The organism is Streptomyces sp. NPDC085932 (assembly GCF_044540525.1).
GTDB lineage: Bacteria > Actinomycetota > Actinomycetes > Streptomycetales > Streptomycetaceae > Streptomyces > Streptomyces levis.
Map to the genome: position 1 here is coordinate 1,120,417 of NZ_JBITSJ010000002.1, position 23,202 is coordinate 1,143,618.

General features: G+C 71.6%; 19 protein-coding genes. 15 read left to right on the top strand and 4 right to left on the bottom strand.

Annotated features, from left to right (window positions below; translation table 11 throughout):
* Nucleotides 1-302: 302 nt before the first annotated feature.
* From ACIGAQ_RS14215 to ACIGAQ_RS14230, 4 genes are all read right to left on the bottom strand, one after another.
* Nucleotides 303-2,684, bottom strand: a complete 2,382-nt coding sequence (locus tag ACIGAQ_RS14215) for a DUF3488 and DUF4129 domain-containing transglutaminase family protein (RefSeq protein WP_399782484.1) — start codon at nucleotides 2,682-2,684, stop codon at nucleotides 303-305.
* A complete protein-coding gene (locus ACIGAQ_RS14220) occupies nucleotides 2,684-4,045 on the bottom strand; it encodes a DUF58 domain-containing protein (protein WP_362280447.1) in 1,362 nt (453 codons plus the stop codon). The genes ACIGAQ_RS14215 and ACIGAQ_RS14220 overlap by 1 nt, the downstream gene beginning before the upstream one ends.
* A complete protein-coding gene (locus tag ACIGAQ_RS14225) occupies nucleotides 4,045-5,085 on the bottom strand; it encodes a MoxR family ATPase (protein WP_094052499.1) in 1,041 nt (346 codons plus the stop codon). Before ACIGAQ_RS14225 ends, ACIGAQ_RS14220 begins: the two co-directional genes overlap by 1 nt.
* Nucleotides 5,086-5,375: 290 nt before the next feature.
* Nucleotides 5,376-5,921, bottom strand: coding sequence for a carbonic anhydrase (locus tag ACIGAQ_RS14230; protein ID WP_362280450.1), 546 nt, complete (start codon nucleotides 5,919-5,921; stop codon nucleotides 5,376-5,378).
* Between the two features lie 282 nt (nucleotides 5,922-6,203).
* Here ACIGAQ_RS14230 and rsmH point away from each other — a divergent pair, with 282 nt between their 5' ends.
* The 15 genes from rsmH (at nucleotide 6,204) to ACIGAQ_RS14305 (ending at nucleotide 23,174) form a co-directional block, all read left to right on the top strand.
* The gene (gene rsmH, locus ACIGAQ_RS14235; RefSeq protein WP_362280453.1) at nucleotides 6,204-7,160 is read left to right on the top strand and encodes a 16S rRNA (cytosine(1402)-N(4))-methyltransferase RsmH; all 957 of its coding nucleotides are present in this window, start codon (nucleotides 6,204-6,206) and stop codon (nucleotides 7,158-7,160) included.
* Nucleotides 7,161-7,595: 435 nt separating this feature from the next.
* Entirely contained in the window at nucleotides 7,596-8,045 is a 450-nt protein-coding gene (locus ACIGAQ_RS14240) for a septum formation initiator family protein (RefSeq protein ID WP_311687643.1), read from the top strand.
* Between the two features lie 5 nt (nucleotides 8,046-8,050).
* Entirely contained in the window at nucleotides 8,051-10,012 is a 1,962-nt protein-coding gene (locus tag ACIGAQ_RS14245; RefSeq protein ID WP_399782489.1) for a peptidoglycan D,D-transpeptidase FtsI family protein, read from the top strand.
* 181 nt (nucleotides 10,013-10,193) lie between these two features.
* Nucleotides 10,194-11,714 (top strand): UDP-N-acetylmuramoyl-L-alanyl-D-glutamate--2,6-diaminopimelate ligase, encoded by a 1,521-nt coding sequence (locus ACIGAQ_RS14250; RefSeq protein ID WP_362280460.1) that lies wholly within the window; start codon nucleotides 10,194-10,196, stop codon nucleotides 11,712-11,714.
* A 28-nt stretch (nucleotides 11,715-11,742) separates the two neighbouring features.
* Nucleotides 11,743-13,158, top strand: a complete 1,416-nt coding sequence (murF, locus tag ACIGAQ_RS14255) for a UDP-N-acetylmuramoyl-tripeptide--D-alanyl-D-alanine ligase (protein WP_311687647.1) — start codon at nucleotides 11,743-11,745, stop codon at nucleotides 13,156-13,158.
* The gene (mraY, locus tag ACIGAQ_RS14260; RefSeq protein WP_094052719.1) at nucleotides 13,158-14,249 is read left to right on the top strand and encodes a phospho-N-acetylmuramoyl-pentapeptide-transferase; all 1,092 of its coding nucleotides are present in this window, start codon (nucleotides 13,158-13,160) and stop codon (nucleotides 14,247-14,249) included. Before murF ends, mraY begins: the two co-directional genes overlap by 1 nt.
* The gene (gene murD / locus ACIGAQ_RS14265; RefSeq protein WP_399782493.1) at nucleotides 14,231-15,673 is read left to right on the top strand and encodes a UDP-N-acetylmuramoyl-L-alanine--D-glutamate ligase; all 1,443 of its coding nucleotides are present in this window, start codon (nucleotides 14,231-14,233) and stop codon (nucleotides 15,671-15,673) included. Before mraY ends, murD begins: the two co-directional genes overlap by 19 nt.
* Before the next feature lie 135 nt (nucleotides 15,674-15,808).
* The gene (gene ftsW / locus ACIGAQ_RS14270) at nucleotides 15,809-17,173 is read left to right on the top strand and encodes a putative lipid II flippase FtsW (protein ID WP_399782496.1); all 1,365 of its coding nucleotides are present in this window, start codon (nucleotides 15,809-15,811) and stop codon (nucleotides 17,171-17,173) included.
* A gap of 6 nt (nucleotides 17,174-17,179) precedes the next feature.
* On the top strand, nucleotides 17,180-18,277 hold the full coding sequence (gene murG, locus ACIGAQ_RS14275) for an undecaprenyldiphospho-muramoylpentapeptide beta-N-acetylglucosaminyltransferase (protein WP_010039354.1): 1,098 nt from the start codon (nucleotides 17,180-17,182) through the stop codon (nucleotides 18,275-18,277).
* Between the two features lie 26 nt (nucleotides 18,278-18,303).
* Entirely contained in the window at nucleotides 18,304-19,098 is a 795-nt protein-coding gene (locus tag ACIGAQ_RS14280; protein WP_399782500.1) for a cell division protein FtsQ/DivIB, read from the top strand.
* Between the two features lie 288 nt (nucleotides 19,099-19,386).
* Nucleotides 19,387-20,580, top strand: coding sequence for a cell division protein FtsZ (gene ftsZ, locus ACIGAQ_RS14285; RefSeq protein ID WP_311687657.1), 1,194 nt, complete (start codon nucleotides 19,387-19,389; stop codon nucleotides 20,578-20,580).
* 10 nt (nucleotides 20,581-20,590) lie between these two features.
* Nucleotides 20,591-21,322, top strand: a complete 732-nt coding sequence (gene pgeF, locus ACIGAQ_RS14290; protein WP_362280474.1) for a peptidoglycan editing factor PgeF — start codon at nucleotides 20,591-20,593, stop codon at nucleotides 21,320-21,322.
* Nucleotides 21,323-21,328: 6 nt separating this feature from the next.
* Nucleotides 21,329-22,048: a YggS family pyridoxal phosphate-dependent enzyme gene (locus ACIGAQ_RS14295; RefSeq protein ID WP_399782503.1), complete on the top strand. Its 720-nt coding sequence runs from the start codon at nucleotides 21,329-21,331 to the stop codon at nucleotides 22,046-22,048.
* Nucleotides 22,049-22,177: 129 nt separating this feature from the next.
* On the top strand, nucleotides 22,178-22,819 hold the full coding sequence (locus ACIGAQ_RS14300; protein WP_094052512.1) for a cell division protein SepF: 642 nt from the start codon (nucleotides 22,178-22,180) through the stop codon (nucleotides 22,817-22,819).
* 70 nt (nucleotides 22,820-22,889) lie between these two features.
* On the top strand, nucleotides 22,890-23,174 hold the full coding sequence (locus ACIGAQ_RS14305) for a YggT family protein (RefSeq protein WP_007448661.1): 285 nt from the start codon (nucleotides 22,890-22,892) through the stop codon (nucleotides 23,172-23,174).
* Nucleotides 23,175-23,202: the final 28 nt, after the last annotated feature.

A 23,202-nucleotide genomic window follows, 5' to 3' on the forward strand; every position in this document is an offset into this window, starting at 1 on the left:
GCTTCCGTGGGCAGGGTGTCGCCGGCCCCCCAGGCACGGTGAAGCTGCCGGACGTCACCGGGCTGCGTGAAAGCCGGCCGGATGCCCCCCTGGGCCGCCGGAGGCCGACCGGATGCCATCTGGCCGACCGGGAGCAGGCCGGACGCCACCGAGCCGCACGGGAAAGCCGGCCGGACGTCACCACGTCCGGCCGGCTTCAGTCGTTCCGGCCCGGTCGTACCGCCTCCGGCAGCCTTGTCGCACCGCCCTCCGTGGCCCCGGTCATACCGCCCCCAGCGGGGCCGCCCGGCCCCGCCAAGCCCTCAGCCCTGCTTGCCCCAGTTCGGGCGCAGGGACACGGCCCGTTGCCGGAGGCCGGACCACCAGTCCGCGACCGCCCACAGCACGCGCGCGGTGGAGCGCGGCGCCAGGAGCGCGCGGAGCCTCGCGACGCGGCCGGTTCCGGCCCGCAGACCCGCCGCCGCACGGCGGACGTCGTCCGTCAGACCGGCCGTGAGACGGGGGTGCGGTGCGTACAGCACCTGTTCCACCGCGTCCGCCACCCGGTGCACCGACGCCGCCGCCGCGCCGTCCAGACCGCCCAGCCGGACGATGCGGGCGGCCGCCTTGCGCGGGGTCAGCGACTCGTCCGGCGGGACGCCGTGGTCCCACGCGGTGTCGGTCAGCTCCTGCCAGACGGCCAGGGTGTGCGGCGCCGCGTCCGCCTCAGCGCGGCCGTGCGCCCCCAGCCGCACCGAGCGGGTGCGCAGCCGCCACAGCATGGGTGCCAGGGGCAGTGCCAGTACGGCGAGACCGGCCAGGGCCCAGGCCAGGAACGCGTACCACTTCGGGCCGTCGTCGCCGGTGGGCAGCACCGCCTGGGGCGACTCGCTGCCGCAGCCGCCGTCCAGCTTCTTCTGCTCCGGCGTGCAGCTCTCGCTCGTCGAGGGCGTCGCGGACGGCGCGGCGGACGTCGACTGGGTCGGGCGGGCGTCGTCCGGCACCGAGCTGCCCGGCGTGTCCGGCAGCGTGTACGGCGGCATCGAACCGCGGGTGGGCGTCGGCTCGAAGCGGGTCCAGCCCACGCCCTCGAAGTACAGCTCGGGCCAGGCGTGCGCGTCGCGCAGCCCCACCGAGACCGAGCCGTCCGCCTGCGGGGAACCGGGCGCGAAGCCCACCGCGACCCGGGCCGGAATGCCCAGCGAGCGGGCCATCGCCGCCATGGCGAAGGAGAAGTGCACGCAGAAGCCCTGCTTGTCCCGCAGGAACCGGGCGATCGCCTCCGAGCCGCTGCCGACCTGCACCTGCGTGTCGTACTCGAAGCCGCCGGTCACGGCGAACCAGTCCTGCAGCTTCACCGCCTGGTCGTACGGGTTGTCGGCGTCCGCGGTGACCTGGCGGGCCGTGCGGGCCACCACGGCCGGGAGCGAGTCGGGCAGCTCGGTGAAGTCACGCCGGATGGCTTCCGGCGGCGGCCCGGCGGAGGCCAGCTGCTGCGCCGTCGGCTGCACGTCCAGGCTTCTGACCTGGTACGTCAGCCCGCGTGTGTTCTGGCCGTGGTCACCGACCAGGGTCATGCCCAGCGGTTCGTAGCGCCAGTTGCCGCTGATGCGCACCCCGCTCGGCGGGTACGGCATCGGCAGCCAGTCCTGGGCGTACCAGTCGGCCGCCGATATGGAGGTGTCGACCTCCGCGCGCTTGACGTCGGGGGACAGGCCGATCGGGGTCGGGAACGGGCCCTCGGGCACGGCGGTGATGGACCGTCGCGACGGCTTCCACGTGGTGCCGTCGAAGTCGTCCAGGGACACGATCCGCAGATACAGGTCCGAGACGTCCGCCATCTCGGTCTTCACGGACAGCACCTGCTGGTCCTCGTCCGCGTTCAGGCTGTCCCGCAGGGACACCAGCGGGTTCACGGCGGAGATCGTGCCACCGCCGCCCGAGCCGGCGCCCGCGCCCGCTCCCACCGAGTCCAGCAACCCGCCGTTCATCGCGGGCAGGCCGAGCGGCACCACCAGGGCGATGCCCAGCGCGACCACGCCGATGCGCCGGCCGGTGCGGACCGGGGCGACGGCGCCGCTCGGCTCGCCCGTCCCCGTGCGCGGGGCACCGCCGAAGACCCGGCCCCACTGGGAGAGCCGGTCCCGCCCCTCGGCCAGCAGCAGCATCAGATAGCCGGCCGCCGCGACCAGGAACCACAGCCAGTCGGTGCCCCCGTCGGACAGCCCCGCAGCGACCGAGTACAGCGCGAGCAGCGGCAGACCGGCCGGGGCGGCGCTGCGGAAGGTGACCGCGAGGGTGTCCACCAGCAGTCCGATGACGAGCACCCCGCCGATGAGCATCAGCCGGATGCCGTCGGACTCCAGGGGCGCCGGGATCGCGTAGCGCGCGATGTCCTGCCCGCCCTGTTCGAGCAGCGCCGCGAAGCGCTCGAAGGCCTGCGGCCCGGGGATCAGCCCGGCCAGGGCCTGCTCGCGGGCGAAGACGAAGGTCAGCAGGAGCAGCGTCACCAGGGCCTGGGCCGCGATCGTGAGCGGTCGGGCCAGCGGCACCCGGCGGGCCGCGGCGCCCACGCCCGCCTGCACGGCCAGCAGGAACGCCGCCTGCACGATCCAGGTGGCCGGCTCGACGAGGGGCAGCAGGGCGCACGCGGCCATCAAGGTGGCCGCCCACGCGCCCAGCGTCAGTCGTACCCGCCCGCTCATCAGGGTCCCTCCCCGCCGCTCGTGGCGGCCACGCCCCGGCGTTCCCGGTCGGCATGCCGCCACAGCTCGTCCAGCGAGGCACCGCGCGGTACGCCGAGGACCGTCCACCCCGCCTCGCGCAGCATGCGCAGCCGCTCCCCGCTCCCGTCCAACGGACCGGGCACGTCGCTCGGTTCCCGCGTCCAGGTGCCGCTGTCCAGCACGAAGGCCACCGCGCCCCCGCTGCGCTGCCGCATCCGGGCCACCACGGCCGCCTGCTCCTCGTCCAGATCGCCGAGGAAGGCCACCAGCAGCCCCTCGTTCCCGCCGCGGATCACGTCGAAGGCCCGGGACAGGCCCGCGCCGTCGGAGTGGTCGATCACCGCGAGGGTGTCCATCATCATCCCGGCCGCGTCCGCCGACTCCTGGCTGGCGCCCGCGAAGCCGTCGCCGCCCTCGCCCGGGACCGCGTTGCCGGTGTCCGTCAGCAGCCGTACGGAGAAGCCCCGTTCGAGCATGTGCACCAGCACCGAGGCGGCACCCGCGACGGCCCACTCGAAGGCCGAGTCCGGGCCCGCCCCCTCGTAGGCGATGCCGCGGGTGTCGAGCAGCACCGTGCAGCGGGCGCGCTGGGGCTGCTCCTCGCGGCGCACCATCAGCTCGCCGTAGCGGGCGGTCGAGCGCCAGTGCACGCGGCGCAGGTCGTCGCCGTAGCGGTAGCCGCGCGGGATCACGTCGTCCTCGCCGGCGAGCGCGAGCGAGCGCTGCCGCCCGTCGCCGTACCCCTTGGCCTCACCGCTCATCCGCACCGGCGCCAGCGGCTCCACGCGCGGGATCACGGTCAGGGTGTCGTACGAGGAGAAGGACCGGGTCAGCTCGCACATGCCGAACGGGTCGGTCAGGCGCAGCTGGAGCGGTCCCAGGGGGTAGCGGCCGCGCAGGTCGGAGCGGACCCGGTAGGACACCTCGCGCCGGCCACCCGCCTCCACCCGGTCCAGCACGAACCGGGGCCGGGGACCGAGCACGTAGGGCACCCGGTCCTGGAGCATCAGCAGGCCCGTGGGCAGCCGCGAGACGTTGTCCATCCGCAGGTGGACGCGTGCCTCGCTGCCGGCGGGCACGCGCGCGGGGGAGAGCCGGCGGCTGCCGGCGACGCGGTAGCGCGTGCGGTACAGCACCGTGGCGCACACCAGCGGCAGCACCGCCAGCAGCAGGCCGACGCGCAGCAGGTCCGCCTGCCCGAGCACGTACGAGCAGACGGCGGCCGCGACGCCGGCGGCCAGGAAGGAGCGTCCGCGGGTGGTCAGACCGGCCAGGGCGGTGCGGACGCCGCCCTTCTCGCCCCGGTCGGCCTCCGCCTGCCCCGTCCCCGCGGTGGTCATCACAGCCTCCGCGGCGGGTGTGAGGGATAGGTGGGCGCGGTGCGTCCCACGGCGCCGAAGCCGCTCTGCTGCTGGGGCGATGCCGGGACCGGCGTGCGCTGCAGGATCTCGTCGACGACCTGCTCGGCCGTGCGGCGGTTGAGCTGGGCCTGGGCGGTGGGCAGCAGACGGTGGGCCAGGACGGCGACGGCGAGGGCCTGCACGTCGTCCGGCAGCGCGTACTCCCGGCCGCTCAGGGCCGCGGACGCCTTCGCCGCGCGCAGCAGGTGCAGCGTGGCGCGCGGGGAGGCGCCCAGTCTCAGGTCGGGGTGCGTGCGCGTGGCGCCGACCAGGTCGACCGCGTAGCGGCGCACCGGCTCGGCCACGTGCACGCCGCGCACCGCCTCGATCAGCTTGAGGATCTCGTGCGCGTGCGCCACGGGCTGGAGGTCCTCCAGCGGCGAGACGCCGCCGTGCACGTCCAGCATCTGCAGCTCGGCCTCCGCGCTGGGATAGCCGACGGAGACGCGGGCCATGAAACGGTCGCGCTGGGCCTCCGGCAGCGGGTAGGTGCCCTCCATCTCGACCGGGTTCTGCGTCGCCACCACCATGAAGGGGCTGGGCAGCTCGTAGGTCTTGCCGTCGATGGTGACCTGGCGCTCCTCCATCGACTCCAGCAGCGCGGACTGCGTCTTGGGCGAGGCGCGGTTGATCTCGTCGCCGATCACCACCTGCGCGAAGATCGCGCCCGGCTTGAACTCGAAGTCGCGGCGCTGCTGGTCCCAGATGGACACGCCGGTGATGTCCGACGGCAGCAGGTCCGGCGTGAACTGGATGCGCCGCACCGAGCAGTCGATGGACCGCGCCAGCGCCTTGGCCAGCATCGTCTTGCCGACGCCCGGGACGTCCTCGATCAGCAGATGTCCCTCGGCGAGCAGTACGGTCAGCGAGAGCCGTACGACCTCGGGCTTGCCCTCGATCACGCCTTCCACCGACTCCCGCACGCGCTCCACCACGGCGGTCAGATCAGTGAGGCTCGCTCGATCGTCATAGGTCGTCACCCGGCCCTCCTCGGCCTTTCCCCTGCTCTCAGGAAGCACGGGATACCCCATTCTCCCGGGCCGACGCCGCATGACGCGGGCCGGCCCACCCCGAACACGGACACCACGCGTGAAAAGTTCCGCGCGACGCCACTCCCGCATTCTTGCTGCCGTTACCGATTCGTGTCACTCGACTGTGGACAACTGGCCGCGATATGTCGGTCTTACGACCATTCGAACGCGTGACTGACAGGTTTTCGACAGCTACCAGGGGTTGCCGGACGGGGTGGGCGACCAGGTCAGGACGCGGGTCAGGCGGGGTCGACCTCGCGCAGCAGGCCGGTCTTCACGTCGAAGACGAAGCCGCGCACGTCGTCGGTGTGCAGCAGGAACGGGGAGGTGCGCACGCGCTGCATCGACTGCCGGACGTCCTGGTCGACGTCCCGGAAGGACTCCACGGCCCACGCCGGGCGCTGGCCGACCTCCACCTCCAGCTCGTTGCGGAAGTCCTCGGTCAGGCTCTCCAGGCCGCAGCCGGTGTGGTGGATGAGGACCACGCTGCGGGTGCCGAGCTTGCGCTGGCTGATGGTGAGGGAGCGGATCACGTCGTCGGTGACGACGCCGCCCGCGTTGCGGATCGTGTGGCAGTCACCGAGTTCGAGGCCGAGGGCCGCGTGCAGGTCGAGGCGGGCGTCCATGCAGGCCACGACGGCGACGTGCAGGACCGGGCGCGCGTCCATGCCCGGATCGGTGAAGGCCTCGGCGTAGCGCTGGTTGGCTTCGACGAGCCGGTCGGTGACGGTGCCGCCGGTGGTCGCGGCGTGGGGGCCAGTGGGAACCGATGCAGAAGTCGTCATAACCATGACGTTACTGGTCACCTGTGTTCTCGTCCCGCTGTGAGAGGGGACAAAGAACGCCATCGGTCCTTGGAGTGAGGTAACCCACAGGGGTGGTGTGGCGTGGGCCTGCGACGCGCAGGCCGGTTGATTGACCGCGAGACAGGGTGGACTAAAGTGACGCGAAGCGGGAGGCGAGACTCTGCCCGCTGGACTGAATTCTTCGGAGACCCCGGCGACGACCGGGAATCTCCCCGCGTGCGCGGCGCGTACGTACGGGCCCGCCGGATCTGAGAGGGCCCCTTGAGCGAGAGTCGACACGTCCCGGTGATGCTCCAGCGGTGCCTGGATCTGCTGGCACCCGCCCTCCAGGGCCCGGACGCCGTGGTCGTCGACTGCACCCTCGGCCTCGGCGGCCACAGCGAGGCGCTGCTCGAGCGGTTCCCGGACGTCCGCCTCGTCGCCCTCGACCGCGACAAGGAGGCCCTGCGCCTGTCCGGCGAGCGCCTCGCGCCCTACGGCGAGCGCGCCACGCTCGTCCACGCCGTCTACGACGAACTCCCCGACGTGCTGCGCAGGCTCGGCCTCGCGCGCGTGCAGGGCGTCCTGTTCGACCTGGGCGTCTCCTCCATGCAGCTCGACGAGGCCGACCGCGGCTTCGCCTACGCCCAGGACGCCCCGCTCGACATGCGGATGGACCAGACGACCGGGGTCAGCGCCGCGGAGGTCCTCAACACGTACCCGCCGGGCGAGCTGGTCCGCATCCTGCGGGCGTACGGCGAGGAGAAGCAGGCCAAGCGGATCGTCGGCGCGATCGTGCGCGAGCGGGAGAAGGAGCCGTTCAGCACCAGCGCGCGGCTGGTCGAGCTGATCCGCGACGCCCTGCCGCAGGCCGCCAAGCGCACCGGCGGCAACCCGGCCAAGCGCACCTTCCAGGCCCTGCGCATCGAGGTCAACGGTGAACTCGCCGTCCTGGAACGGGCGATCCCGGCCGCCGTGAAGACGCTGGACGTGGGCGGGCGGATCGCCGTGCTGTCCTATCACTCGCTGGAGGACCGGCTGGTCAAGCAGGTGTTCGCGGCCGGTGCCGCCACCACCGCGCCGCCCGGGCTGCCGGTCGTGCCCGAGCGCTACCAGCCGCGGCTCAAGCTGCTCACCCGCGGTGCCGAACTCCCCACCGAGGAGGAGATCGCCGAGAACCGGCGAGCGGCACCGGCGCGGCTGCGCGGCGCCCAGCGCATCAGGGAGGACGTCGAGTGAGCCACGGGTGGTCCCGGACCGATGGAACGCGAGTGTGTGACGGGTGGCGGCCGTCCCGGCCGGTCGGAGCGCGAGGGGGCCTCGGGCGGTGGTCCCGGGCCGGCGGAGCGCCGGTGGGTGGGGAACCGTCGTCCCGGATCCGTGGAACGCGAGTGTGCGACGGGTGGCGGCCGTCCCGGCCGGTCGGAGCGCGAGCGGCTTCCGGGCGGTGGTCCCGGGCCGGTGGAACCCCGGTGGGCGAGGGACCGTCGTCCCGGGCGGGTGGAGCGCGCGCCGGTGACCGGGGGGCGTCTCGGGCCGGTGGAGCGCGAGCGGGCCTCGGGCAGGCGTCCCGGGCCGGTGGAGCGCGAGCGGGTGACCGGTGGTGGTCGTTCCGGATCGGCGGAGCGCCGGTCGGGGGGCCGGAGCCGGGGCGGACCCGAGGGAGCGCGCGACGTGAGCAGTAGACCCGAACTCACCGGCAGGGCGGCGCGTCTCGCACGGCTCTTTCCCACCGGCCCGGGGCAGGCCGCCCGCACCCCCTTCGTCCTCCTGGTCGTCCTCCTCCTCGGCGGCGGCCTCATCGGCCTCCTCGTGCTGAACTCGGCCGTCAGCGAAGGCGCGTTCCAGCTCGACGACCTCCAGCGCGAGACCAAGAACCTCACCGACGAGGAGCAGGCCCTGCAGCGGGACATCGACGCCTACTCCGCGCCCGAGGCCCTCCAGCGCCGTGCCCGCGAACTCGGCATGGTCCCCGGCGGCGACCCCGCCTTCCTGGGCCCCGACGGCACGGTCAAGGGCGTCCCGAGCCCCGCTCCCGGCGTCCGTCCGGCCGCCGCCCACGTCCCCCTGGTCCTCGCCCCCGAGGCCATGCCCGACGGCACCGCATCGACCCCCGGCAGGTGACGGAAGTGTCCGACAGGGAACCGCCCCGCCGCCGTGTGCCCGGCCCCGCCAGGCCCGCCCGCCCCGACGCCCGGCGCCGGCCCGGGCCCGGTGCCCGGCCGGCCCGGCGGCCCGCAGCGGGACGCCCGGCCGCGCCCAAGCCGCTCCGGCTGGGCAGCCCGCGCCCCCGGCTGCGGCTGGTCGGGCTCGCGCTCACCCTCGTGCTGCTCGCCTTCGTCGTACGGCTGTTCCAGGTGCAGGCCGTCGACGCGAGCACGTACGCCGCCAAGGCCGAGCAGAACCGCTACGTCGGGCAGGTGCTGGCCGCGGACCGCGGCGAGATCACCGACCGCTCCGGAGTCGCCCTGGCCACCAGCGAGGACGCCTACGACATCACGGCCGACCCCACCATGTTCGCGCCCGGCATGCTGAAGATCGGCGACGGGCCCGAGCAGGCCGCCGCCCTGCTCGCGCCGATCCTCGGCCAGGACCAGGAGACCCTGGTCGGCAAGCTGCGGCCGAAGAACAAGGCCCTGCGCTACGTCAAGCTGGCCTCCCGCCAGACCCCGCAGGTCTGGAAGCAGATCAAGGACCTGAAGTCCGCGCTCGCGAAGAAGGAGGAGACGGACAAGTCGGCGCACAACGTGCTCGCGGGCGTGTTCTCCGTCGCCACCAGCAAGCGCGTGTACCCCAACGGCGACCTCGCCGCCGGGATACTGGGCTGGGTCAACGGCGAGGGCAAGCCCGGCGGCGGCATCGAACTGCAGCTGAACAAGCAGCTGGCCGGCAAGGACGGCAAGATCCGCTACGCCCAGTCCGGCGGCCGGCTCGTCCCCACCGCCGGGGGCGCCACCGAGACCCCCGCCGTCCCGGGCAGCGACGTCGAGCTCACCATCGACCGGGACATCCAGTGGGCCGCCCAGAAGGCCATCAGCGACCAGGTGAAGGAGTCGGCGGCCGACCGCGGCTACGTCATCGTCCAGGACACCCGCACCGGCCAGATCCTGGCCATGGCCAACTCGCCCGGGTTCGACCCCAACGACCTGTCCGACGCCGACCCGGCCGCCCTCGGCAACGCGGCGCTGCAGGACGCCTTCGAGCCCGGTTCCACCGCCAAGGTCATGTCGATGGCCGCCGTGCTCCAGGAGCGGGTTGCCACGCCGATGACCCACGTGGTCGTGCCCAACCGGCTGCACCGCGGCGACCGGCTCTTCAAGGACGACGTCGACCACCCGACCTGGTACCTGACGCTCAACGGCGTCCTCGCCAAGTCCAGCAACATCGGCACCATCCTCGCCACCGGCCAGCTCGGCAAGACGCAGGCGCAGGCCAACAAGGTCCTCTACGACTACCTGCGCAAGTTCGGCCTCGGCAGTTACACCGGGCTGGGCTTCCCCGGCGAGACCCAGGGCATCCTGGCCCCGCCGGACAAGTGGTCGACCTCGCAGCAGTACACGATCCCTTTCGGCCAGGGCGTCTCCATCAACGCCATGCAGGCCGCCTCCGTGTACTCGACCATCGCCAACGGCGGCGTCCGCGTCGAACCCACGCTCGTCCGCGGCACCAAGGGCCCCGACGGCCGCTTCACGCCCGCCCCCAAGCCGGAGAAGACACGGGTCGTGAGCGCGCAGACGGCGAAGACCCTCGCCCGGATGCTGGAGTCCGTGGTGGACGACGAGGAGGGCACCGGCACCAAGGCGCGCATCCCCGGCTACCGCGTCGCGGGCAAGACGGGCACGGCCAACCGCGTGGATCCGGCCACCGGCAAGTACCGCGGCTACACCTCGTCCTTCGCCGGGTTCGCGCCCGCCGACCAACCCCGCATCACCGTCTACTGCGCCATCCAGAACGCCACCCAGGGCAGCTACTTCGGCGGGCAGATCTGCGGACCCGTCTACAAGCAGGTCATGGAGTTCGCGCTGAAGTCCCTCCAGGTCCCGCCGACCGGGGCCAAGCCCGCCAAGCTCCCGGTCACCTTCCAGCGCTGACCGGCCCCACACACCGGTCCGCACCGAAACAGCCAGGAACCACCTCGTGACGACGATCACCCCGGACCCCGGGAACCAGAGCACCCCCGGCCCCTCACTTCGCCCCCGGGCGGGTACGCCCGGTACGCTCACCGCCGTGCCACACGCTGATCAGTCCCAAACCACCCAGAAGGGGCATCCCGTGACATACCCCGGGCCGCCCAGGCCGGTGCAGGTCTCCGCCACATCCCTCGCGGAACTCGCCGTTCAGCTGGGTGCTCCCGCGCCGCAGGGCGCCGCCGAGGTCACGGGCATCACCCATGACTCGCGGGCCGTGCGGCCGGGCGACCTGTACGCCGCCCTCCCGGGCGCCCGCCTGCACGGCGCGGACTTCGTGAACCAGGCCGCGGGCCTGGGCGCCGCCGCCGTGCTGACCGACCCGGCCGGCGCCGAGCGCGCCGCCGCGTCCGGACTGCCCGTCCTGGTCGTCGACGACCCGCGCGGGCGGATGGGCGAGCTGGCCGCCACGATCTACGGCCACCCCGGCCGGGACCTGCTCCAGATCGGCATCACCGGCACCTCCGGCAAGACCACCACCGCCTACCTCGTCGAGGGCGGCCTGAGGACGGTCCGCTCCACCGGCCTGATCGGCACGGTCGAGATGCGCATCGGCGACGAGCGCATCAAGTCCGAGCGGACCACGCCCGAGGCCACCGACCTGCAGGCGCTGTTCGCCGTGATGCGCGAGCGCGGCGTCGAGGCGGTCGCCATGGAGGTCTCCAGCCACGCCCTGGTGCTCGGCCGCGTCGACGGCTGTGTCTTCGACATCGGCGTCTTCACCAACCTCAGCCCGGAGCACATGGAGTTCCACTCCGACATGGAGGACTACTTCCAGGCGAAGGCGCAGCTGTTCACGCCGGAACGGAGCAGGCTCGGCGTGGTCAACGTCGACGACGAGTACGGTCGCAGGCTGGCGAAGGAAGCCACCGTCCCGGTCGTCACCTACTCCGCCGAGGGCCACCCCGACGCCGACTGGCGCGCCGAGGACGTCCGGGTCGGCCGGCTGGACTCGACGTTCACCGTCGTCGGGCCCAAGGGCGAGCGGATCAGCGCCACGTCGCCGCTGCCGGGCCCGTTCAACGTGGCCAACACCCTGGCCGCGATCGTCGCGCTCGCCGTCGCCGGACTCGACCCGCAGTCCGCCGCCGACGGCGTGGCCGCCGTCCCCGGCGTGCCGGGCCGCCTGGAGCGCGTGGACGCCGGGCAGCCCTACCTCGCGGTCGTCGACTACGCGCACAAGACCGACGCCGTCGAGTCCGTGCTGCGCGCCCTGCGCAAGGTCACCGAGGGCAGGCTGCACATCGTCCTCGGCTGCGGCGGTGACCGGGACCGGACCAAGCGGGAGCCGATGGGCGCCGCGGCGGCGCGGCTCGCCGACACCGCCGTACTGACCTCCGACAACCCCCGTGGCGAGGACCCCCTCGCGATCCTCGCCACGATGCTGCAGGGCGCGGCCTCCGTGCCCGCGCACGAGCGCGGCGAGGTGCAGGTCTTCGAGGACCGGGCCGCCGCGATCGCCGCCGCCGTGGCCCGCGCCGAGCCCGGCGACACGGTGCTGGTCGCGGGCAAGGGCCACGAGCAGGGCCAGGACATCGCCGGGGTGGTCCGTCCCTTCGACGACCGCCAGGTGCTGCGCGAAGCCATCCAGAAGACCCAGGGATGAAAATCCAGAAGACCCAGGGGATGAACTTGTGATCGCCCTCTCCCTCGCCGAGATCGCAGAAGTCGTCGGCGGGCAGACGCACGACATACCGGATCCGTCCGTCCAGGTCACCGGACCGGTGGTCCGGGACTCCCGCGAGGCCGGGCCGGGCAGCCTGTTCGTGGCCTTCGCCGGGGAGCGCGTGGACGGCCACGACTTCGCGGCGGCGGTCGTCGAGGCGGGAGCGGTGGCCGTGCTCGGCACCCGTCCCGTCGGCGTGCCCGCGATCGTCGTGGAGGACGTCCAGAGCGCTCTCGGCGCCCTCGCGCGGCACGTCGTGGCCCGCCTCGGTGCCACCCTCGTCGCCCTCACCGGCTCGGCGGGCAAGACCAGCACCAAGGACCTCATCGCGCAGGTGCTCCGGCGCAAGGCGCCGACGGTGTTCACGCCCGGCTCGCTCAACAACGAGATCGGGCTGCCGCTGACCGCGCTCAGCGCCACCGAGGAGACGAGATTCCTCGTCCTGGAGATGGGCGCCCGCGGCATCGGGCACATCCGCTACCTCACGGAACTGACCCCGCCGAGGATCGGCCTGGTGCTCAATGTCGGATCCGCCCACATCGGCGAGTTCGGCGGCCGCGAGCAGATCGCCCAGGCCAAGGGCGAACTCGTGGAGTCCCTGCCGTCCGAGGCCGACGGGGGCACGGCCGTCCTCAACGCGGACGACCCCTACGTACGGGCCATGGCCTCCCGTACGAAGGCGAAGGTGCTCCTTTTCGGAGAGTCCGACGAAGCGGACGTTCGCGCCGAGAACGTGCGACTCACGGACACCGGACAGCCCGCGTTCAGGCTTCACACACCCTCCGGTGCAAGCGATGTGACCATGCGCCTGTACGGTGAGCACCACGTGTCGAACGCGCTCGCCGCGGCCGCCGTCGCCCACGAGTTGGGCATGTCCGCAGACGAGATCGCCGTCGCGCTCTCCGAGGCGGGCTCCCTCTCCCGCTGGCGGATGGAGGTCACCGAGCGCCCGGACGGCGTGACGGTCGTCAACGACGCCTACAACGCGAACCCCGAGTCCATGAAGGCCGCGCTGCGCGCGCTGGTGGCCATGGGCAAGGGACGCCGTACGTGGGCGGTGCTCGGCAAGATGGCCGAGCTCGGGGACGAGGCTCTCGCCGAGCACGACGCGGTCGGGCGGCTCGCCGTCCGGCTCAACGTCAGCAAGCTCGTCGCGGTCGGCGGCAGGGAAGCCGCCTGGCTGCAACTGGGCGCATATAACGAGGGTTCGTGGGGTGAGGAGTCGGTGCACGTGTCCGACGCACAGGCGGCGGTCGACCTGTTGCGCAGCGAGTTGCGCCCGGGGGACGTCGTGCTCGTGAAGGCGTCCCGTTCGGTCGGGCTCGAAAGCGTTGCCCAGGCGCTGCTGGAGTCCGGTGCCGAGGGTGAGGTTGCCGCCCGATGATGAAGCAGATCCTGTTCGCAGGAGTCATTGGTCTCTTTCTCACGCTGGTCGGCACCCCGCTGCTGATCAAGCTGCTCGCGCGCAAGGGCTACGGCCAGTACATCCGTGACGACGGCCCGCGCGAGCACGCCAGCAAGCGCGGTACGCCGACCATGGGCGGCATCGCGTTCATCCTGGCGACGGTGGCCGCGTACTTCCTGGCCAAGGTCATCACGGGCTACCTCGACCCGGAGGCCGACGCGGCGCCGACCTTCTCGGGTCTGCTGGTGCTCGGCCTGATGGTCGGCATGGGCCTGGTGGGCTTCCTCGACGACTACATCAAGATCGTCAAGCGGCGTTCGCTGGGCCTGCGGGCCAAGGCGAAGATGGCCGGCCAGCTGATCGTCGGCATCGGCTTCGCGGTGCTGTCCCTGCAGTTCGCGGACAATCGCGGCAACACCCCGGCCTCCACCAAGCTGTCGTTCATCACGGACTTCGGCTGGACGATCGGCCCCGTGCTGTTCGTGGTCTGGGCGCTGTTCATGATCCTCGCGATGTCCAACGGCGTGAACCTGACCGACGGTCTGGACGGTCTGGCCACCGGCGCCTCGGTGCTCGTCTTCGGCGCCTACACCTTCATCGGCGTCTGGCAGTTCCAGGAGTCCTGCGCCAACGCGGGCACCCTGACCAACCCCGGGGCCTGTTACGAGGTCCGCGACCCGCTCGACCTCGCGGTGGTCGCCTCGGCGCTGATGGGCGCCTGCCTGGGCTTCCTGTGGTGGAACACCTCGCCGGCCAAGATCTTCATGGGCGACACCGGTTCGCTCGCGCTCGGCGGTGTGCTCGCCGGCCTCGCGATCTGCTCGCGCACCGAGCTGCTGCTCGCCATCCTCGGCGGCCTGTTCGTCCTGATCACCATGTCGGTGGTGATCCAGGTCGGTTCGTTCCGCCTCACCGGCAAGCGCGTCTTCCGGATGGCGCCACTGCAGCACCACTTCGAACTCAAGGGCTGGTCCGAAGTGCTCGTCGTGGTCCGTTTCTGGATCATCCAGGGCATTTGTGTGATCGTCGGACTCGGCCTCTTCTACGCGGGATGGGCAGCGGACAAGTGACCTCCTCGGAGCCCTTCGACTTCCAGGGCAAGCACGTCACCGTCGCCGGACTCGGCGTCTCCGGCGTCCCGGCGGCCAAGGTGCTGCACGGTCTCGGAGCGCGTGTCACGGTCGTCAACGACGGCGCGGACGAACGCGCGCGGGCGCAGGCCGCCGAACTGGAGACGCTCGGGATCACCGTGCGCCTCGGCGACGGCGACAGCCTCCCGGAGGGCACCGAACTGATCGTCACCGCGCCCGGCTGGAAGCCGGACAAGCCGCTGTTCGGGGCGGCGGAGCGGGCGGGCGTGCCGGTCTGGGGCGACGTCGAACTGGCCTGGCGCCTGCGCGGCCCCGACGCCGCGCCCTGGCTGGCCGTCACGGGCACCAACGGCAAGACCACGACCGTCCAGATGCTCGCCTCGATCCTGAAGGCGGCGGGCCTGCGCACCGCCGCCGTCGGCAACATCGGCGTCTCCCTGCTGGACGCGGTGCTCGGCGAGGAGACGTACGACGTCCTGGCCGTGGAGCTGTCCAGCTACCAGCTCCACTGGGCGCCGTCCCTGCGCGCCCACTCGGCCGCGGTGCTCAACCTCGCCCCCGACCACCTCGACTGGCACGGCTCCATGGAGGCGTACGCCAAGGACAAGGGCCGTATCTACGAGGGCAATCGGGTCGCCTGCGTCTACAACGTGGCCGACAAAGCCACCGAGGACCTGGTCCGCGAGGCCGACGTGGAGGAGGGCTGCCGGGCCGTCGGCTTCACCCTCGGCACCCCCGCACCCTCCCAACTCGGCGTCGTGGAGGGCATCCTGGTCGACCGCGCCTTCGTCGAGAACCGGCAGAAGAACGCCCAGGAGCTCGCCGAGGTCGCGGACGTCCGTCCGCCGGCCCCGCACAACATCGCCAACGCCCTCGCCGCGGCGGCCCTCGCCCGCGCCTACGGCGTGCCCGCCAGGGCCGTCCGGGACGGACTGCGGGCCTTCACCCCGGACGCCCACCGCATCGCGCACATCGCGGACGTGGACGGGGTGGCCTGGGTCGACGACTCCAAGGCGACCAACACCCACGCCGCGGAAGCCTCGTTGGCGGCGTACGAGTCGATCGTGTGGATCGCGGGCGGCCTCGCCAAGGGCGCCACCTTCGACGAGCTGGTCGCCAAGTCGGCGAAGCGGCTGCGCGCGGCCGTGCTGATCGGCGCGGACCGCGCGCTCATCCGCGAAGCGCTGGCGCGACACGCCCCCGAAGTACCCGTCGTCGACCTCGACCGGACCGACACTGGGGCGATGCGCGCGGCGGTCCACGAGGCGCGACGGCTCGCTCAGGCGGGCGACACGGTGCTGCTGGCCCCGGCCTGTGCCTCCATGGACATGTTCGCCGACTACAACAAGCGCGGGGACGCTTTCGCGGACGCCGTTCGCGAGCTCGGCTCCGTCGAGGGCTGACCCGGGTCCGCCTCGCCCGGCGGTGACGCCGGGCGTACCTGGGAGGGACGCGTGACACGGATGTGGCTGGTGCCCGAGCGGCCGGGGAGCGTGCGCCGCACGACGTCCCCCTCCGGCAAGGCGGGGTGAGCGGCGATGCCCACCAGCCGCACCGGACGGCCCCCCACCCCGCGCGCCCCCAAGCGGCCCGCGGCCACCCGGCTCCCGCGGGAGAACGGCGTCCTCGGCCTGTACACCCGCGCCCGCCGCGGCTGGGACCGGCCGCTGACCGCCTACTACCTGATCCTCGGCGGCAGCCTGCTGATCACCGTGCTGGGCCTGGTGATGGTCTACTCGGCCTCCCAGATCACCGCCCTGCAGATGTCGCTGCCCGGCTCGTACTTCTTCCGCAAACAGCTGCTCGCGGCGGTCATCGGCGCCGGTCTGCTGTTCGCCGCCTCACGCATGCCGGTGAAACTCCACCGGGCCCTGGCGTACCCGATCCTCGCCGGTGCCGTCTTCCTCATGGCCCTGGTGCAGGTGCCCGGGATAGGAGTCTCGGTCAACGGCAACCAGAACTGGATCGCCGTCGGCGGCTCCTTCCAGCTCCAGCCCAGTGAGTTCGGCAAGCTCGCCCTGGTGCTGTGGGGCGCCGATCTGCTCGCCCGCAAGCAGGACAGGAAGCTGCTGACCCAGTGGAAGCACATGCTGGTCCCGCTGGTCCCGGCCGCCTTCATGCTGCTGGGGCTGATCATGATCGGCGGCGACATGGGCACGGCGATCATCCTCACGGCCATCCTGTTCGGCCTGCTCTGGCTGGCCGGAGCGCCCACACGGCTGTTCGCCGGCGTCCTGTCGGTCGCCGCGGTGCTCGGCCTGATCCTCATCAAGACCAGCCCCAACCGCATGGCCCGCCTGCAGTGCCTCGGCGCCACCGAACCCCAGTCGGGTCCCGTCGACTGCTGGCAGGCCGTGCACGGCATCTACGCCCTCGCCTCCGGCGGAATCTTCGGCTCCGGACTGGGCGCGAGTGTGGAGAAATGGGGCCAACTCCCCGAAGCCCACACCGACTTCATCTTCGCCGTCACCGGTGAGGAACTGGGCCTCGCGGGGACGCTGTCGGTCCTCGCCCTCTTCGCGGCTCTAGGCTATGCGGGTATCCGCGTGGCCGGACGCACGGAGGACCCCTTCGTGAGGTATGCCGCGGGAGGCGTGACCACCTGGATCACGGCCCAGGCCGTGATCAACATCGGTGCGGTGCTCGGTCTGCTGCCGATCGCCGGCGTGCCTCTCCCGCTGTTCTCCTACGGAGGATCCGCCCTGCTGCCGACCATGTTCGCCATCGGGCTCCTGATCGCCTTCGCGCGCGACGAGCCCGCTGCGCGGGCAGCGCTTGCGATGCGGCAACCTCGCTTTGGTAGAAAGCGGGGGGCCGGGGGAACCGGTTCGGGTCGGAGTCCCCGGAGATGGAACACGATGCGACGGCGCGCCACGGCGGCGCGTCCGTCCGGAGAGCGGTGAATTTCGGTGCATGTCGTACTCGCCGGCGGAGGAACCGCGGGCCACATCGAGCCCGCGCTCGCCCTCGCGGACGCCCTGCGCAGGCAGGACCCGACCGTGGGCATCACGGCCCTGGGCACGGAGCGAGGCCTGGAGACGCGTCTCGTACCCGAGCGCGGTTACGAACTCGCGTTGATCCCCGCCGTCCCGCTGCCACGCAAGCCCACCCCCGAGCTGATCACCGTCCCGGGCCGGCTGCGCGGCACCATCAAGGCGACCGAGCAGATCCTGGAGCGCACCAAGGCGGACGCCGTGGTCGGCTTCGGCGGCTACGTCGCCCTGCCGGGTTACCTCGCGGCCAAGCGGCTCGGCGTGCCGATCGTCATCCACGAGGCCAACGCCCGCCCGGGCCTGGCCAACAAGATCGGCTCGCGCTACGCCAGCCAGGTCGCCGTCTCGACGCCCGACAGCAAGCTGCGCGGCGCCCGCTACATCGGCATCCCGCTGCGCCGCTCCATCGCCACCCTGGACCGGGCCGCCGTGCGCCCCGAGGCCCGGGCCGCCTTCGGGCTCGACCCGAACCTGCCCACACTGCTGGTCTCCGGCGGCTCCCAGGGTGCCCGCCGCCTGAACGAGGTCGTGCAGACGGTCGCCCCCTGGCTCCAGCAGGCCGGCATCCAGATCCTGCACGCGGTGGGACCGAAGAACGAACTGCCGCAGGTCCAGCAGATGCCGGGGATGCCCCCCTACATCCCGGTAAGTTACCTGGACCGGATGGACCTCGCGTACGCCGCGGCCGACATGATGCTCTGCCGCGCGGGCGCGATGACCGTCGCCGAACTCTCCGCCGTCGGGCTCCCGGCCGCCTACGTCCCGCTGCCCATCGGCAACGGCGAACAGCGGCTCAACGCCCAGCCGGTGGTCAAGGCCGGCGGCGGCCTGCTGGTCGACGACGCGGAGCTGACCCCCGAGTGGGTCCAGCAGAACGTCCTGCCCGTGCTCGCCGACCCGCACCGGCTGTACCAGATGTCCCGCGCCGCCGCCGAGTTCGGCCGAAGGGACGCCGACGACCTGCTCGTCGGCATGGTGTACGAGGCGATCGCCGCCGCTCGTGCACACCGCTAGGCCCGTATGACGGAAGGCAGGGGAGCGTGGCCGGATCGACCACCGCCGAGCGCGGTGAACGCCAGCAGAAGTCGTCCGGCCCGCCTCCCGTCAGGCGTCTGAGGCGGCGCCACGTTCGTGTGATCGTCATCCTGGGCCTGACCGTGGTCTTCGTCGGCTTCCCGACCCTGTGGCTGTTCTACGGCTCCGACTGGCTGCGCGCCGAGAAGGTATCGGTGTCCGGCACCCGGGTTCTGACCCCGGCTCAGGTCAGGGCCGCCGCCGAGGTGCCCCTCGGGGAGCCGCTCATTTCCGTCGACACCGACGCCATCGAGACCCGACTGCGCCGGAAATTGCCCCGGATCGACGCGGTTGACGTGGTCCGTTCCTGGCCCCACGGAATCGACCTGAAAGTGGTCGAGCGGACTCCGGTTCTGATTGTCCAAAAGGGCGGAAAGTTCGTCGAAGTGGACGATGAAGGTGTCCGTTTCGCCACGGTTTCCGAGGCGCCGAAAGGCGTGCCCGCGCTGGAATTGACGCTCTCGCGCTCCGGCTCGGCCGCCGCCGGTCTGCGCCGCTTCGGCGAGGCCCGACTGGTCCGCGAGGCCGTCGGCGTCGCCCGCGCCGTTCCGGCCGCGGTCGCCCGCGCCACACGGACCGTCAAGCTCCGTTCCTACGACGACATCTCGCTGGAGCTGAAGGACGGCCGTACCGTCATGTGGGGCAGCAGTGAGAAGGGGGCCGCGAAGGCCCGTGCGCTGACCGCCCTGATGAAAGCCTCGCGCGACGCGCGGCACTTCGACGTGAGCGTTCCCACCGCGCCCGCGTCATCAGGGAGTTGACGCACATCCGCGCAGGCCAGCACCCTGGTTGGGCAGTGCTACGGCTGATCACATAGGGTGAAAAGAAAAACGGGAGGTTCGGCGTGTTCGTTGAACGTGCGCCACTTGTCGACTTAGTGTCCTGTTCAGAAGACTCCAAGGAACGGACACACTGGTAACCCTAAACTTCAGGGTTAGGGTTCGGGTCGGCGATACGGACCGTCCCATTCGGCATCAGTCGTCGGGTCGCGGGGCGCAGGGCGTCACGGGGATTCGGCGACACGTAACTCGAGGCGAGAGGCCTTCGACGTGGCAGCACCGCAGAACTACCTCGCAGTCATCAAAGTCATCGGTGTCGGCGGCGGTGGTGTCAATGCCATCAACCGGATGATCGAGGTCGGTCTCAAGGGCGTCGAGTTCATCGCCATCAACACCGACGCGCAAGCTCTGTTGATGAGCGACGCCGACGTCAAGCTGGACGTCGGCCGCGAACTCACCCGCGGACTCGGCGCCGGAGCCAACCCGGCCGTGGGCCGCAAGGCCGCCGAGGACCACCGCGAGGAGATCGAGGAGGTCCTCAAGGGGGCCGACATGGTCTTCGTGACAGCCGGTGAAGGCGGCGGCACCGGCACCGGCGGCGCGCCCGTCGTGGCCAACATCGCCCGCTCGCTCGGTGCCCTCACCATCGGTGTGGTCACGCGCCCGTTCACCTTCGAGGGGCGGCGCCGCGCGAACCAGGCCGAGGACGGCATCGCCGAACTCCGCGAAGAGGTCGACACCCTCATCGTCATCCCGAACGACCGGCTGCTGTCCATCTCGGACCGCCAGGTCTCGGTGCTCGACGCCTTCAAGTCGGCCGACCAGGTGCTGCTCTCCGGTGTGCAGGGCATCACCGACCTCATCACCACCCCCGGCCTCATCAACCTCGACTTCGCCGACGTCAAGTCGGTCATGTCCGAGGCCGGCTCGGCCCTGATGGGCATCGGCTCCGCCCGCGGCGACGACCGCGCCGTGGCCGCCGCCGAGATGGCGATCTCCTCGCCGCTGCTGGAGGCGTCCATCGACGGCGCCCGCGGGGTGCTGCTCTCCATCTCCGGCGGCTCCGACCTCGGCCTGTTCGAGATCAACGAGGCCGCTCAGCTGGTCAGCGAGGCCGCCCACCCCGAGGCCAACATCATCTTCGGCGCGGTCATCGACGACGCCCTCGGCGACGAGGTCCGGGTCACCGTGATCGCCGCCGGCTTCGACGGGGGCCAGCCCCCGGCCCGCCGGGAGAACGTGATCGGCTCGGCCTCGGCCAAGCGCGAGGAGCCGGCCCCGGCACGGCAGACCGAGAGCCGCCCGACCTTCGGCTCGCTCGGCAGCGTGACGCCGAAGGAGGACCCGGAGCCCGCGCCCAAGCCGGTCGAGGAGATCCCGGTCGCCCCGCCGGTCCCGCCGGCGCCGCGCACCTACTCGGACAGCGCGGCCGAGGAACTGGACGTACCGGACTTCCTCAAGTGATCCTTCTGACGTGATAGGACAGCGCGAGAGCGTGAGCGGCGCGCACTTCGCCTTCACCGACCGGTGGGGCGGGGTGAGCGCCGCTCCGTATGAGGAGCTCAACCTCGGCGGAGCGGTCGGTGACGACCCCGGCGCCGTACGCACCAACCGGGAGCTGGCCGCCAAGTCCCTGGGCCTCGGACCGGACCGGGTGGTCTGGATGAACCAGGTGCACGGGGCGGACGTGGTGGTCGTGGACGAACCCTGGGGATCCTCGCCGGAGATCCCGTCGGTCGACGCGATCGTCACGACGCGGCGGGGGCTCGCCCTCGCGGTGCTCACCGCCGACTGCGTGCCGGTGCTGCTGGCCGACCCCGTCGCCGGGATCGCCGCCGCGGCCCACGCGGGCCGTCCCGGCATGATCGCCGGTGTCGTCCCGGCCGCGCTGCGCGCGATGACGGACCTGGGCGCCGACCCCTCCCGGATCGTCGCCCGTACCGGACCCACCGTCTGCGGCCGGTGCTACGAAGTGCCCGAGGAGATGCGCGCCGAGGTGTCCGCCGTCGAGCCGGCGGCGTACGCCGAGACGAGCTGGGGCACGCCGGCGGTCGACGTGAGCGCCGGAGTGCACGCCCAGCTGGACCGGCTCGGGGTGCGCGACCGGGAGCGATCGCCGGTGTGCACGCTGGAATCACGCGATCACTTCTCGTACCGGCGCGACCGCACCACCGGGCGGCTCGCGGGCTATGTGTGGCTGGACTGACAGGACATGACGGACCGTAAGGACGAACTCGCCGCGAATCTGGCGAAAGTGGAGCGGCGCATCGCCGACGCGTGCGCGGCCGCGGGGCGCCCGCGTGAGGACGTGACCCTGATCGTGGTCACCAAGACCTACCCCGCGAGCGACGTGCGGATCCTCGCGGAACTCGGCGTGCGGCACGTCGCCGAGAACCGCGACCAGGACGCGGCCCCCAAGGCCGCCGCCTGCTCGGATCTGCCCCTGACATGGCACTTCGTCGGTCAACTCCAGACCAACAAGGTGCGATCCGTGGTCGATTACGCCGATTTCGTGCAGTCCGTGGACCGGTCCCGGCTCGTCACCGCCCTGTCGAAGGAGGCCGGGCGGACCGGACGCGAGCTGGGATGCCTGCTGCAGGTCGCGCTCGACGCCGGGGTGAGCGGGCGCGGCGAGCGCGGGGGCGTGGCGCCCGAGGGCATCGAGGAGTTGGCCGGTCTCGTCGCCGGCGCACCCGGGCTGCGGCTCGCCGGTCTGATGACCGTCGCACCGCTCACCGGTGAGTACGCGGGGCGCGAACAGGCGGCGTTCGAGCGGTTGATGGATTTGTCGACCGACCTGCGCCGGAGTCATCCGGCTGCCACCATGGTCTCGGCAGGGATGAGTGCGGACCTCGAACAGGCCGTGGCGGCCGGAGCGACACATGTGCGCGTCGGCAGCGCGGTACTCGGAGTCCGCCCCGGGCTCGGGTAACGTCGCCAAGAAGTCGGACCACAGCAGAAAATATGGTCATTGCCGCCGAAAGGCGGATTCAAGGACCACGTGGATCGCGGGCACTTGGCAGTCGTCAGCCGATCCACCACAGAGCGGAGGACTCAGAGAATGGCCGGCGCGATGCGCAAGATGGCGGTCTACCTCGGCCTCGTGGAGGACGATGGGTACGACGGCCGCGGATTCGACCCCGACGACGACTTCGAACCGGAACTGGACCCGGAACCCGAGCGGGACCACCGTCGGCACGAACCGTCCCACCAGCCGCATGTCTCACATCAGCCCCAAAGGGACGAAGAGGTACGAGTCGTACAACCGCCCGCACCTCGCGAGCCTGCCCCCCGCTCCGCTTCGCTCCCCGCGGAATCCAGCCGCCCGGCGCGCATCGCGCCCGTGGCATCCATCACACAAGAACGCGCAAGTCTGGAGAAGAACGCACCGGTGATCATGCCCAAGGTCGTGTCCGAACGAGAGCCTTACCGGATCACCACACTCCACCCGCGGACCTACAACGAGGCCCGTACCATCGGGGAACACTTCCGTGAGGGCACCCCGGTGATCATGAACTTGACTGAGATGGATGACACAGACGCGAAGCGACTTGTCGACTTTGCGGCCGGTTTGGTGTTTGGTCTTCACGGCAGTATCGAGCGGGTGACGCAGAAGGTGTTCCTGTTGTCGCCTGCTAACGTCGATGTCACGGCGGAGGACAAGGCCCGCATCGCAGAGGGCGGGTTCTTCAACCAGAGCTGAGACGCACCACCGGAAACATCAGTACACAGCACTACACAGCAGGGCACAGGGGAGAGGGAAGCAAGAGGTCATGAGCGTGGTTTTGGATGTCGTCTACATCGCGCTGATGTGCTTCCTCATCGTGCTCATCTTCCGGTTGGTCATGGACTACGTCTTCCAGTTCGCCCGCTCATGGCAACCCGGCAAGGCGATGGTGGTCGTTCTGGAGGCCACCTACACTGTCACTGATCCACCGCTCAAGCTTCTGCGGCGGTTCATTCCGCCGCTGCGTCTCGGGGGCGTGGCGCTCGACCTGTCCTTCTTCGTACTGATGATCATCGTCTACATCCTGATCTCGATCGTGAGCCGGCTGTGAGCGATGTGAACCATGGTCTTGCCGAATG

What these genes read in the sequence shown, in the direction of transcription:
- murD (WP_399782493.1), top strand. Translation starts at nt 14,231, where the DNA reads ATGGGCAGCGGACAAGTGACCTCCTCGGAGCCCTTCGACTTCCAGGGC.
- ACIGAQ_RS14300 (WP_094052512.1), top strand. Translation starts at nt 22,178, where the DNA reads ATGGCCGGCGCGATGCGCAAGATGGCGGTCTACCTCGGCCTCGTGGAG.
- mraY (WP_094052719.1), top strand. Translation starts at nt 13,158, where the DNA reads ATGAAGCAGATCCTGTTCGCAGGAGTCATTGGTCTCTTTCTCACGCTG.
- ACIGAQ_RS14230 (WP_362280450.1), bottom strand. Translation starts at nt 5,921, where the DNA reads ATGACGACTTCTGCATCGGTTCCCACTGGCCCCCACGCCGCGACCACC.
- ACIGAQ_RS14220 (WP_362280447.1), bottom strand. Translation starts at nt 4,045, where the DNA reads ATGACCACCGCGGGGACGGGGCAGGCGGAGGCCGACCGGGGCGAGAAG.
- ftsW (WP_399782496.1), top strand. Translation starts at nt 15,809, where the DNA reads ATGCCCACCAGCCGCACCGGACGGCCCCCCACCCCGCGCGCCCCCAAG.
- ACIGAQ_RS14295 (WP_399782503.1), top strand. Translation starts at nt 21,329, where the DNA reads ATGACGGACCGTAAGGACGAACTCGCCGCGAATCTGGCGAAAGTGGAG.
- ACIGAQ_RS14305 (WP_007448661.1), top strand. Translation starts at nt 22,890, where the DNA reads ATGAGCGTGGTTTTGGATGTCGTCTACATCGCGCTGATGTGCTTCCTC.
- ACIGAQ_RS14215 (WP_399782484.1), bottom strand. Translation starts at nt 2,684, where the DNA reads ATGAGCGGGCGGGTACGACTGACGCTGGGCGCGTGGGCGGCCACCTTG.